The organism is uncultured Pseudoteredinibacter sp., assembly GCF_947502065.1.
In the GTDB taxonomy this organism is placed as follows: Bacteria; Pseudomonadota; Gammaproteobacteria; order Pseudomonadales; family Cellvibrionaceae; genus Pseudoteredinibacter.
The window spans coordinates 847,286-859,792 of record NZ_CANMYE010000001.1 but is presented as its reverse complement, the minus strand read 5'-3'; the positions used below and the strand labels follow the sequence as shown (position 1 = coordinate 859,792).

12 protein-coding genes are annotated in these 12,507 nt (G+C 48.2%); 1 reads left to right on the top strand and 11 read right to left on the bottom strand.

The features are described 5' to 3' along the window. Positions 1-77 precede the first annotated feature (77 nt). The 11 genes from Q1A41_RS03705 to Q1A41_RS03655 all read right to left on the bottom strand — a co-directional run bounded on the left by Q1A41_RS03705 (position 78) and on the right by Q1A41_RS03655 (position 11,626). Entirely contained in the window at positions 78-437 is a 360-nt protein-coding gene (locus Q1A41_RS03705) for a MerR family transcriptional regulator (protein WP_299974860.1), read from the bottom strand. Then, positions 415-720 (bottom strand): integration host factor subunit alpha, encoded by a 306-nt coding sequence (gene ihfA / locus Q1A41_RS03700; protein ID WP_299768124.1) that lies wholly within the window; start codon positions 718-720, stop codon positions 415-417. Before ihfA ends, Q1A41_RS03705 begins: the two co-directional genes overlap by 23 nt. A gap of 111 nt (positions 721-831) precedes the next feature. Further along, the gene (gene pheT, locus Q1A41_RS03695; protein WP_299974858.1) at positions 832-3,195 is read right to left on the bottom strand and encodes a phenylalanine--tRNA ligase subunit beta; all 2,364 of its coding nucleotides are present in this window, start codon (positions 3,193-3,195) and stop codon (positions 832-834) included. Between the two features lie 63 nt (positions 3,196-3,258). Beyond that, complete coding sequence (gene pheS, locus Q1A41_RS03690) at positions 3,259-4,272, bottom strand: phenylalanine--tRNA ligase subunit alpha (RefSeq protein WP_299974855.1); 1,014 nt, start codon at positions 4,270-4,272, stop codon at positions 3,259-3,261. A gap of 250 nt (positions 4,273-4,522) precedes the next feature. Then, entirely contained in the window at positions 4,523-4,921 is a 399-nt protein-coding gene (locus Q1A41_RS03685; RefSeq protein ID WP_299974852.1) for a hypothetical protein, read from the bottom strand. A 344-nt stretch (positions 4,922-5,265) separates the two neighbouring features. Further along, on the bottom strand, positions 5,266-5,622 hold the full coding sequence (gene rplT / locus Q1A41_RS03680) for a 50S ribosomal protein L20 (protein WP_166844588.1): 357 nt from the start codon (positions 5,620-5,622) through the stop codon (positions 5,266-5,268). A 38-nt stretch (positions 5,623-5,660) separates the two neighbouring features. Continuing rightward, positions 5,661-5,855, bottom strand: a complete 195-nt coding sequence (gene rpmI, locus Q1A41_RS03675) for a 50S ribosomal protein L35 (RefSeq protein ID WP_166844586.1) — start codon at positions 5,853-5,855, stop codon at positions 5,661-5,663. A gap of 61 nt (positions 5,856-5,916) precedes the next feature. After that, positions 5,917-6,456, bottom strand: a complete 540-nt coding sequence (infC, locus tag Q1A41_RS03670) for a translation initiation factor IF-3 (RefSeq protein ID WP_299976155.1) — start codon at positions 6,454-6,456, stop codon at positions 5,917-5,919. Between the two features lie 108 nt (positions 6,457-6,564). Continuing rightward, entirely contained in the window at positions 6,565-8,487 is a 1,923-nt protein-coding gene (thrS, locus tag Q1A41_RS03665) for a threonine--tRNA ligase (RefSeq protein ID WP_299974849.1), read from the bottom strand. A gap of 401 nt (positions 8,488-8,888) precedes the next feature. Then, a complete protein-coding gene (locus tag Q1A41_RS03660) occupies positions 8,889-11,162 on the bottom strand; it encodes a molybdopterin cofactor-binding domain-containing protein (protein WP_299974847.1) in 2,274 nt (757 codons plus the stop codon). Positions 11,163-11,164: 2 nt separating this feature from the next. After that, positions 11,165-11,626 carry a (2Fe-2S)-binding protein gene (locus Q1A41_RS03655; RefSeq protein WP_299974844.1) on the bottom strand — a complete coding sequence of 154 codons (462 nt, stop codon included), beginning with the start codon at positions 11,624-11,626 and terminating at the stop codon, positions 11,165-11,167. A gap of 535 nt (positions 11,627-12,161) precedes the next feature. Between Q1A41_RS03655 and Q1A41_RS03650 the strand changes: the two genes are divergently transcribed. Further along, entirely contained in the window at positions 12,162-12,332 is a 171-nt protein-coding gene (locus Q1A41_RS03650) for a hypothetical protein (protein ID WP_299974841.1), read from the top strand. The last annotated feature ends 175 nt before the right edge of the window (positions 12,333-12,507 follow it).

Here is a 12,507-nt window from a genome sequence, read left to right as displayed (position 1 = left end):
ATAGCATCCCAGCAATAGCAAGCTGACACAAAAAAGCCGAGCTAAACTCGGCTTTTTTGTGTGTCATTAGGCTGCGGTTATGCCTTTAAGGTAATCAGCAAGTCTTCCAGCTCGGTAATCATCTGACGTACCAGTGCTTTAAAATCTTCTTTATTTTCACCCTCTTCTGGCTCGCTGGTCATTTTCAAACGAGCACCGCCAATGGTGAAGCCCTGCTCATATAGCAGCGCTCTAATTTGGCGAATAGTCAGGACATCTTGACGCTGGTAATAGCGGCGATTACCGCGGCGCTTTACCGGCTTTAGCTGTGGGAACTCCTGTTCCCAGTAGCGCAGTACATGGGGTTTTACGGCGCACAGCTCACTGACTTCACCAATGGTGAAATAGCGCTTACCGGGGATCTCCGGCAGTTCGTCATTGTTCGTCGGTTCCAGCATAAGCTTCTACACGTGCCTTAAGTTTCTGCCCGGGGCGAAAAGTCACTACACGGCGTGCCGTGATGGGTATCTCTTCACCGGTTTTGGGGTTACGGCCAGGACGCTGGCTTTTATCACGCAACTCGAAGTTGCCAAAGCCCGAGAGTTTTACCTGCTCATTGGCTTCAAGCGCGGCGCGAATTTCTTCAAAAAACAGCTCGACAAGCTCTTTGGCTTCACGCTTGTTGAAGCCAAGTTCTTCGTACAGCTTTTCGGCCAAATCGGCTTTGGTCAGTGCTGACATGATTGAGACAAAGCTCCTTCCTGAAACTTATTGCCATGCCTGCTAAATTTGGCCCAAAACCAAATTGGCCACACTATAGAAAGGAAGGGAGCCTCCCTTTCCTGTCATAGTTTATCGCAGACTGGCACCCAGTTCGTCCTCTAGACGCTTGACCACCGCGTCAACTGAGGAATTAATTTCTTCTTCTGTAAGAGTGCGTGAAGGATGCTGATACGTCAAGCCCAATGCGATACTTTTTCTTTCTGCATCAATGCCTTTGCCCGTATATACGTCAAAGACCTTTAAGTCGATTAACTGCTCACCTGCAGCGGCTCTAACCCCCGCCAAAAGCGCATCAGCCGTGGTTTCACGCGCCACTAGCAAGGCCAGATCACGGCGAACCTCTGGGAACTTAGATAGCGGATTAAAGGCCGGCAACTTAGCTTCTGCCAGGGCTGACTGCTCTATCTCAAACAGATAAACGGACTGGTTTAGGCCCAGCTCCTGCTGAATTTGTGGGTGTAAGGCGCCCAAATAGCCCACAACCTTACCAGCTAGCTCGATAGCGGCGCTTTGGCCTGGGTGCAATGCCGAGTGCGCTTTGGCCACAAAGCGGAAGTCTTGATCAGTTATATCCAGCAAACCTTCCACAACGCCCTTCAGATCAAAGAAGTCCACGGCTTCGCCTTTGGCACTCCAGCCTTCCGGCTGGCGATTGCCATACATTAGACCAGCTAACATCGGTACCTGCTTCTCAATGGAGTGGAAGCTTAGGCCGGTTTCAAATAGCTTGGCGCGGCTCTGCTGACGCTTTAAGTTATGCTGCAAGACTTGAACTAAACCTGGCCATAATGAGGTACGCATAACCGCCATATCGGCGCTAATTGGGTTTTGCAGTTCAATTGGAGCTTGCTCTGGGTTAAATACCTTTTGCAGCTCAGCATCAATAAAGCTGTAGCAGATAGCCTCTTGGAAGCCCTGGGCAACCAGCTGCTGGCGAAGCGCCGATAAGCCCACCTTGCTCTCATTACGAGGCAGAATCTTAATTTCTGCCTCTAGATTGGTGGTTGGCAAGCGGTTATAACCATACACCCGGGCCAACTCTTCTAGTAAATCGGCTTCAATTGAGATGTCAAAGCGATAGCTTGGTACGGTGAATACCCAACCATTGTCAGTGTTTTCCACCAAGTGCAATCCAAGGCGAGTCAGAATATCGACAACTTCTTCATCAGCCATGGAAAAGCCAAGGCCGCTTTCAATCTTGTGACGACGCAGTTCCACCTTGCGCTCAGCCGGCACCTGATCTGCCAGCTCGGTAACGTCAGTCGGGCCAACCTTGCCACCTACAGCAGCCAATAATAGCTCAGTAGCACGCTCGATGGCTTTTTCTTGCAGCTGATAATCAACGCCGCGCTCATAGCGATGCGAGGCATCTGTATGCAAGCCGTAACTACGCGCACGTCCGGCAATCGCAATTGGATCAAAGTAGGCACACTCTAGGAAGACATCGGTAGTCTCGGTGCTTACAGCGGTGGATTCGCCACCCATAATACCGGCCATGGCCACCGGGCCCGTACCATCACAAATTAACAAAGTATTATCTTTTAGCTCGACTTCTTGGCCATCGAGCAAGGTTAACTTTTCACCGGCTGTAGATTGGCGTACATGAATGCTTCCGCTGAGTTTTTGCATATCAAATGCATGCAAAGGCTGACCCAGTTCAAGCAAAACGTAGTTGGTTACATCGACTACAGCATCGATAGAGCGCAAACCTGCGCGGCGCAGTTTTTCCTGCATCCAAGTTGGGCTTGGCTTGGAAAGATCTACCCCGCGAATCACTCGGCCTAAATATCGTGGGCAAGCGCCTTCGGCCTCTAAAGAAACTTTTAGGGTTTCTTTGGTATCCGCGTCAACAACCGGCATTTGTGGTGGCGTTACCGGAGCACGGTTTAATACACCCACATCGCGAGCAATGCCTTGCATGCTTAAGCAGTCGCTGCGGTTTGGCGTTAGATCGACCTCGATAATGCTGTCATCTAGGTTTAAATATTCACGCAAGCATGTGCCCACTGGGGCATCGCTTGGTAGTTCCCAAATGCCATCGTCATCTTCGCCACACTGCAATTCGGTTTGAGCACATAACATGCCCTTTGATTCTACGCCACGCAGTTTGGCTTTTTTGATTTTAAAATCGCCAGGCAGTTTAGCGCCTACCAAAGCAAAAGGTATTTTGATACCTGCGCGTGCATTCGGCGCACCGCAAACCACTTGGGTAAGCTCATCTTCACCGCCAGCCACTTGGCAAACGCGCAATTTATCGGCATCGGGGTGCTGTTCAATAGAAACAATTTCACCCACAACAACTTTACTAAATTCGCCAGCAGCGGCTTCTACGGCATCCACTTCTAAGCCAGCCATTGTTAGCTGCTCTACCAGCTCTTCGGTGCTGATGTTTGGGCTAACCCATTCGCGCAACCAGCTTTCTGATACTTTCATGATGGTCTTTCTTCCAATTTAATTCTGTATTGTTGTCTTCGATCGTTTTTGTTTTAGGCTGTGTTAAAACTGCTTTAAAAACTTCAGATCGTTTTCAAACATCATGCGCAAATCGTTAATGCCGTAGCGCAACATGGCTAGGCGGTCGACGCCCATACCAAAAGCAAAACCGGAATACACTTCGGTATCGATGCCGCTCATTTCAAATACATTGGGGTGTACCATGCCGCAGCCACCCACTTCCAACCAACCGGTTTTACTACAGATGCGACAGCCTTCGCCGCCACAACCGGTGCACTGGATATCCATTTCGGCCGATGGCTCGGTGAATGGAAAGTAAGAAGGACGGAAGCGTACGTCGACATCTTTTTCAAAGAAGGCGCGCAAAAATTGCACCATGGTGCCTTTTAAATCGGCGAAGCTGATATTTTTATCAACCACTAAACCCTCTACCTGGTGGAACATTGGGGTGTGGGTTAAGTCGGAATCACAGCGGTAAACGCGGCCTGGACAGATAATGCGAATCGGCGGCTCTTGGGTTTCCATGGTTCGTACTTGCACAGGTGAGGTGTGAGTACGTAGTACGTGGCTTGCATCGACATAAAAGGTATCGTGCATGGCGCGCGCCGGGTGATGATCGGGAATATTGAGCGCGGCAAAGTTGTGGTAGTCGTCTTCTACTTCTGGGCCCTGCTCTACGCTGTAGCCTGCGACAGCGAAGATCTCTTCGATGCGTTGTAGGGTGCGGGTTACTGGGTGCAAGCCGCCCTGTTCGTCGCGGCGTCCCGGCAAGGTGACGTCGACGGTTTCTTCTGCTAATTTTGCGTTAATAGCCGCTTGTTCGAAGGCGGTTTTTTTGGTGGTAATTTGATCTTGGACTTCTTGCTTGGCTTTGTTAATTTCGGCACCGGCGGCTGGGCGTTCTTCGGCACTCAGTTTGCCTAGGCCTTTTAGTAGTGCGGTGATTTCACCTTTTTTGCCAAGGTAGTCGACGCGTACGGCATCCAGTGCAGCCATGTCTTCGGCTTTTGCTACAAGTTCAAGCGCTTGTTGCTTTAGCGCTTCAAGATTTTCCATTGGTGTCTCCAATGTTGAATGTCATTAAACCGTGTTGCTTGCCAGCAATTTTCCAACTTAAGCCGTAAGGCATTCACTGCTGACCCACAAGCAAATTATCCAGTTGCTCTGTAAAACACGCTTAAACCCATCCCTGGGTCGCTCAGGTCAGGCCGTCCTGGCCTTTTATGGTTTTACAGAGCAACTGGATAATTTGCTTTCACTATTTACTTCTTTTTTGGCCACTTCCTTTTAAGCCAGTCACTTCTCGTTAACTTGCACTCTTTAAAACTGCAATTTTACTCGTTTCATCAATCACAAAAACGGCTTTAATCTTCAAACTGCCTTCTTTTAAGCCTATTAAGTACCGTGTAGTGGCATTGTATATTTCAGCGCCTGCATCATCACAAAAATACCATTTAAGCGTGACAATACTGAGGCAGTTAGATAACACGTACTGATCAAGCCGCTCAAAATTAACTGCGGCAACACCTAGCTCTTTATAAAGCGCAATAAGGTTTTTACTGTTGTTATTAAATGCCTCTTCCGTAAACGCAACCGCCTCACCTGCTTCGGTATAAAACGTCATGGGGAATTCATACACACCGGCAATAAATTCAGCATCAGCTTTCAGAAAAGATTCCGCATAGCGGCCAAAAAAGCGATCCAATTCAACAGCAGATTTATTCAGTACCTCATCCTCTAAATTCTTCTAACTCATTAGCTATCTTTATAGCCCCAGCAGTTTGTCATCGCCTGGACTTCAAGTGCTGCTACGACACAGGAGTGTCGCCAGAAATGGGTGCGCCTAAGCGCATCCATTTCTGCGAGCTAGCTAAAGGCAAGCCGTTTCGCAAACGGCGCCAGCCTTTAGTTAGCGACGTCAGTCTCAAAACAGGAGTTTTGAGACTGACAGTAGGTAAAAAGACAAAAAGAAAGGGAGAGGCCGAGGCCATCTCCCTTTCTTTCGCATCTTTCTAGGCAACACCCCAAAGGGTGTTTTCATCGTTGTGCTTAAGCGAGAGCAGCTTTGGCTTTTTCAACGATGGCCGCAAAAGCAGGCTTGTCGTGAACGGCTAGGTCAGCCAATACGCGACGGTCCAACTCGATGTTGGCTTTCTTTAAACCAGCGATCAAACGGCTATAGCTCAAACCTTCATTGCGTGATTGCGCATTGATACGAGTGATCCACAAAGCGCGGAAGTTACGCTTCTTAACGCGACGGTCGCGATAAGCGTACTGACCAGCTTTAATAACCGCTTGCTTAGCTACGCGGAAGATGCGTGAACGCGCTCCGTAGTAACCTTTAGCTTGCTTTAATACTTTCTTGTGACTGCGACGCGCCACCACACCACGTTTTACACGTGCCATAATCCTATCCTCTTAAAAAATTGATAAACCAGTGTTGCTTACTTGGCACGCATCATGCGATCTACCAAACCTACATTATCTTCATGCAGGATGTTGGTACCACGCAGTTGACGCTTACGCTTAGTGGTCATCTTGGTTAGGATGTGGCTTTTGTTAGCGTGCTTATGCTTGTAGCCCGCAGCCGTCTTTTTGAAGCGCTTGGCAGCGCCACTGTGTACTTTAGCTTTTGGCATCAGAATAACTCCAGATGTATTTGATGGTTAATATAGAGTGAGAAGGCAGCTAAAAGCCCGATCACTTCTTCTTTTTCGGGGCAATGATCATCAACAGCTGACGTCCTTCCATTTTCGGACGCTGCTCGACAATCGCGATCTCTTCCAAGTCAGTCTCGATACGGCCTAACATCTCCATACCAAGCTCTTGGTGAGCCATTTCTCGGCCACGATATCGTAAAGAAATCTTGACCTTGTCCCCTGCTTCGAGGAAACGGGTGATGTTACGCAACTTAATGTTGTAATCACCAATATCCGTTCCCGGACGAAATTTCATTTCTTTAACCTGCTGCTGCTTTTGCTTCTTCTTGGCAGCGGCTTTGGTTTTCTTTATGTCAAAGAGATGTTTACCGTAGTCCATGACCTTACATACAACAGGATCAGAATCACCTGCAATTTGTACTAGGTCTAGGCTCGCAGCACGTGCTACCTGTAAAGCTTCATCCAAGCTTACAATACCCGCCTGCTCTCCATCCGCGCCAATCAGTCGAACCTTGTCCGCAACGATGGCATCATTGATGTTGGCCTTTTTGCTACGGCCTTTTGCATTATCTCTTTTAATTGCTCTTTTCTCCTAAATATGGGCCGGCTCTCCCCCCGTGGGTGAGTTAGGGCCCTTCAAGCGCGAATGCCGAGGCACTTCCCATGTTATACCGTCTATGCGGTAACCTTAGGAAGCAGCTCGGCTACGTTGCGCCACGTCTTTTTCAAGCAGCTCTTCAAAGGCCTCAAGGCTCATACTGCCGAGGTCTTCACCAGTGCGTGTACGCACGGCCACTGCTTGCGATTCCACCTCTTTATCTCCGATTACCACAAGATAAGGGATCTTCTGAATCGTGTGCTCGCGGATTTTAAAGCCGATCTTCTCATTTCTCAAGTCCGATTTAGCTCTAAAGCCCTTGTTTCGCAAGGTTTCTTCTACTTTTTGGCAATATTCTGACTGATTGTCGGTAATATTCATGACAACCACCTGTTCAGGCGCCAACCAAGTTGGGAATGCACCCTCGTAGTGCTCGATCAAAATACCGATAAAACGCTCAAAAGAACCCAAGATAGCGCGGTGCAGCATTACTGGCACTTGGCGGGAGCCATCTTCGGCCACATATTGTGCTTCAAGGCGACCAGGCATAGAGAAATCAACCTGCATGGTGCCACACTGCCAGATTCGGCCTAGGCAGTCTTTCAAGGAAAATTCGATCTTAGGGCCGTAGAAGGCACCCTCGCCTGGCAGGTATTCGAACTCCAACCCTTTGGCGTTTAGTGCATCGGCCAAGGCTTTCTCGGCACGATCCCAATCTTCGTCGCTACCTACACGCTTTTCAGGGCGAGTAGATAGACGAATGATCACATCAGAGAAGCCGAAATCGGCGTATACGGCGTAAAGCAGATCGGTAAAGGTGGATACCTCATCCTGAATAGCGCTTTCTTCACAGAAAATGTGGCCATCATCCTGTACAAAGCCACGAACTCGCATAATACCCTGCAAGGAACCAGAGGCTTCATTACGGTGACAGGAACCAAACTCCGCCAGACGCAAGGGTAGATCTTTGTGACTCTTCAAGCCCTGGTTGAACACCTGTACATGACATGGGCAATTCATTGGCTTGATGGCGAAATCTTTATCTTCCGATTTCACGGTAAACATATCTTCGCGGAACTTGTCCCAGTGACCGGACTTTTCCCATAGACTGCGATCGACCACCTGTGGAGTTTTCACTTCTTGGTAGCCATTATTGCGCTGCACTTGGCGCATATATTCTTCTACCGCGGTGTAAACGGCCCAACCCTTCGGGTGCCAGAAGACCATCCCCGGGGCTTCTTCCTGTAGGTGGAACAGATCATATTTCTTGCCCAACTTGCGGTGATCACGTTTTACGGCTTCTTCTAAAAAGCGCAAATGGGCTTTTAGGGCTTTTTTATCCGCAAAAGCAATGCCGTAAATACGCTGCAGCATTTTATTGTCGGAATCACCACGCCAATAAGCACCAGAGGTGCGCATCAGTTTAAAATGATGACAGAAGCTCATATTTGGCACGTGTGGGCCACGGCACATATCCACGTATTCTTCGTGATGGTACAGGCCTGGGCGGTCATCTTTTTGGATATCGTTATCCAAGATTTCCATTTTGTAGGGCTCGCCGCGCGCTTCAAACACATCGCGAGCCTCCTGCCAGCTTACCTTCTTTTTCACCACGCTATAGTTAGTCTTAGCCAGCTCCAACATGCGCTTTTCGATGGCCTGCACATCCTCATCAGTGAGAGCATGCTCCATATCGATATCGTAGTAAAAGCCATGCTCAATGGTTGGGCCGATCGCCATTTTGGCATCTGGGTACAATTGCTTTAAAGCATGACCCAATAGGTGCGCACAGGAGTGGCGGATGATCTCAAGGCCGTCATCGTCGCGGGTGGTGAAGATGGTAAGATCAGCGTCTGCTTCGATTATGTCGCAAGCATCCATACGCTGGCCGTTTACTCGGCCGCCCAATGTTGCCTTGGCCAAACCAGGGCCAATATCAGCAGCAACATCGTAGATGCTTACAGGTTTATCGAATTCGCGTTTAGAACCATCAGGAAGTGTAATTACAGGCATTGTTCAATCCTTTCAGTGGTGACCCCTACCAAAGGCCACATGAATTAATTTAGGTGGTTATCCATAAGCTGTATAGAATATAGTCACCAGTGTAGAAGAATATTCAAAATTCACACGAAAAAGCCCGCAAATAGCGGGCTAATTTCGGGCGCAAACTTTACCACCGTAAAGCCTGCAAATAAAGGGTCCCAAAACCCGGGGTCAGATCCCGCGGGATCTGACCCCACATCGAAGCCCCAAGCTCAAAGTTCTTACCTACTATTAAACTCAGACTGGTAAAGTCTTCGCCACGGGTAAACGAGGAATTCTCGCCCCACCTAACCAACAAACAGGGTCAGATCCCTAGGGATCTGACCTTGATCGAAGGCACAAATCTCAATGCTTATACTTTCTATATAAGCTCAGACTGGTAAAGTCTTCGCCACGGGTAAACGACGAATTCTCGGCCCACCAGCATCAGCTATAGCATTAATGATAGCTGGCGCCACAGGCGGAACCCCAGGCTCGCCAACACCACGCGGAGCATCATCAGCTTCAACGATATCAATATGGATATCAGGGCATTCATTCATTCGCGCTAATCGATAGCCATCGAAATTCCCCTGCTCAACCATGCCATCCTTAGTCGTAATTTCACTATACATGGCAATGCTCGTACCAAAGATCATCGCACCTTCTAACTGCGATTTAACCCGATCAGGATTCACCAGCTGCCCCGCATCTGCCACACAATACAGAGACAAGATCTTCGGCGACTTTCCATCCATAACAACCTTGGCAACCACAGCCACGTGGGCTAAAAAGCTATAATGATAGGAAAGACCAAATCCAACCCCTACCTCACGGGGATCATCCCAGCCCGCTTTTGCGCAAACTTTTTCGATGACGGCTTTCGCTCTAGCCGTATCGTTCGGGTATTCGGCAATGTTTTTGCCATAATTACTGTAACTGGGTAAGCGCGGCTTGATCGAGCGATCTTGACCAATCGATTGCAACCAGAAAGCTTTAGCATCCATCTTAGCAGCTGCCGCAAGCTCCCCCATCAAACTGCCATTGGCAAACGCCATCGGGATATTAATTACAGAGCGTAGCCACCCAATGCGCATATGGGCATTTATTTTACGACGATGCAGTTCAACATTAGCAACCTCAAAAGGGAAATCCGTAAAGCCCTGATCCAATTCCCAGCCCGCCATGCTATCAGCCGGACCAAAAGTCGAGCCAATGGATGGCAAAGCGGCACTGCCCTGCCAAGCGGTAATTTTGCCCGACTTATCCAAGCCCACTTTTAGCCGGGTGTCACAAACCGCATGCAAGTAATCATGGCGAATATCGTCTTCACGACTCCAAGTAACTTTTACTGGCTTGCCAATTTGCTTGGCCAGCAAAGCTGCCTCGGCCACAAAATCGGGCTTCGATTTACGACCAAAACCTCCACCTAAATACGTCACATGCACCGTCACGTTTTCCGGTTTTATACCAAGGCTGCCCGCCACTTGGCGCTGAGCAGATTGTGGCGTTTGACTACACGCCCAAACCTCGCAATGACCATCTTTAAATATTGCAGTGGCCGCTGGTGGCTCCATAGAGGCATGCGCCAAATACGGCACAAAATAGCTCGCTTCGATAACATGCTCAGCAACTTGAAACGCCTTTTGCACATCGCCCTGCTCAAAGAGTTTCAAGCTTCCTTCATCTACGTCATGACTTGCGGCCAAGGCTTTATTGTAACTCTCTGATGCGTGCGATTGATTCGCAGCTAAGTCCCATTTTAATTTGAGTTTTTTGCGCCCTTGTTGCGCCGCCCAAGTATTACTGGCAATAACCGCTACACCTTCAATCGCATTAAAGGCAGCGGGCAAAGGCCGGCCCTGAATCCGTTCTACACGAATGACCCCTGGCACTGCCAACGCTTCTTTATCATCTAGCGATAATAATTTACCACCCAGAACAGGGCTGCGCTCAATACTGGCGTGCACCATATCGGCAAGCTCTACATCGACACCAAATTCAGCTTTACCCTGAACAAAAGCCGGCACATCAATACCATCCAAAGGCTTGCCGATATAATTGAAATCCTTTTTTGCCTTGAGCTGCAAAGAGTCTAAATTGGGCAGCTTTTGCTGGGCAGCCAATGTCGCCATTTCAGCAAATGTTGCGGTGTTTTTGCCGTCACTTACTTGATGGTCTTCAACCTTGATTTGACTAATTTCAACAGCCCATTTTTTAGCTGCAGCTTGGCGCAGCATTTCGCGGGCAGCGGCGCCCATTTTTCGCATGGGCAAATAGAAATCACGCACACTGCGCGAGCCATCCGTATTTTGCGATCCGTACTCACGATTCGCCTGCCCTTGAATCACCTGAACTTTGCTCCAATCTGCACCCATCTCATCGGCTAAAACTTGCGGCAAACCGGTGCGAATCCCCTGCCCCATTTCCGAGCGGTGACATACAATTCTAACGGTACCATCTAAAGCGAGCTCGACGAATAAATTCAAACGCAAAAAATCGCCACTACTACTCTTAGCACCACTGAGCACATCCATAGGAACTGCTGAAGGTTTTGCTTGCAGCAAAGGTGCCCCCAATAACAAACCACTACCGGCCACACCACTGGCATGTAAAAACTGGCGTCGATTCAGCAGGCTAACATCGTTTCGTTTTTGTTCACTCATGATTACTGCTCCTGCCCAGATTTAGCTACATTTTTAATGGCTTGCTTAATACGCGGGTAGGTACCGCAGCGGCAAATGTTACCGCTCATAGCATTATCTATATCGTCATCACTCGGCATTGCATTATGAGCCAGTAAAGCCGCTGCACTCATGATCTGACCAGGCTGACAATAGCCGCATTGAGGAACATTAATGTCCTGCCATGCTTGCTGCACGGGGTGTGAGCCATCAACAGACAAACCCTCGATGGTTGTAATCGCTTGTCCATCGAGCGCCGAAAGTGGGATCGAACAAGAGCGTATAGCCACACCATCTAGATGCACGGTGCACGCACCACATAAACCTTTGCCGCAGCCATACTTAGTACCACTAAGCTGTAATACATCGCGTAATGCCCACAATAAGGGCATATTTTCATCCGCGTCAAAAGTGTGTGTTTTTTGGTTTACTGTCAGAGTAATCATCAGGATACATTCACTTTATTATGGGTAGATGATGTGGAATATAAACAAACGCATCACCTAATAGAAACAAAACAGATATAAAAATTTGAACTTAAACTTGAATTTAAACTTAAACTTAAACTAGTGTTATTAGGCCGCTGATATTATCAGTTGAGGTGAGCGTCAAAGGCCAGCCCAATAACTGAGAAATAAATAACCACTCATTTAACATTGGGCAATACAGCCTACGGCCTACGCAAAGAATTCAAACAACGCTACTGCAGTTCTAGATTTTTGCCAATTAACAGCGTGCTAAAACGAGTCAAACGCAAGATGAATTTGTAAGTGATTAGAATTATTGACTCAAATTCTCTATTTTTCCGACATAAAAAAGCAAAAATCACATAAATGGCACCCAAGGCAACATTCGAGCAAATTTGATTGGTTTTTAGCCAGTTCTTTCTTGTAGAATGCGCGCCCTGCTCACCCACGGGTTTTGTGCCGAGCCAGAATAGGAATGGTAAGCAGAGAAATACTGTTTGATTTAGGAAATACTATGGTACCCATAACGATTGAGGTGGAACTTTCGGGCATGGCGTTAAAAGACGTTCTTATGCCTGCTGTACCATCAAGGGGAGAAAGCTTAGTCATGGAAGATGTTCACTACTATGTCACCAAGGTGACCCACGATATTGAAGCCGGAAAGTGCATTGTCACAGTGCGTTAGCAGCGCTCTCCAATCACCGCTGCAATGAGCTCAACGCTGTAATCGAGCACAAGTGCAATACCGGAACAAGTAGCAGTACCGGAGCAAAACCGGAGTCCTGATCGTTTTAATAACAATAATTAAAGGCCGCCAAATTTGCGGCCTTTTTCCTTTCTCGAAGCAACTTATAATAAAT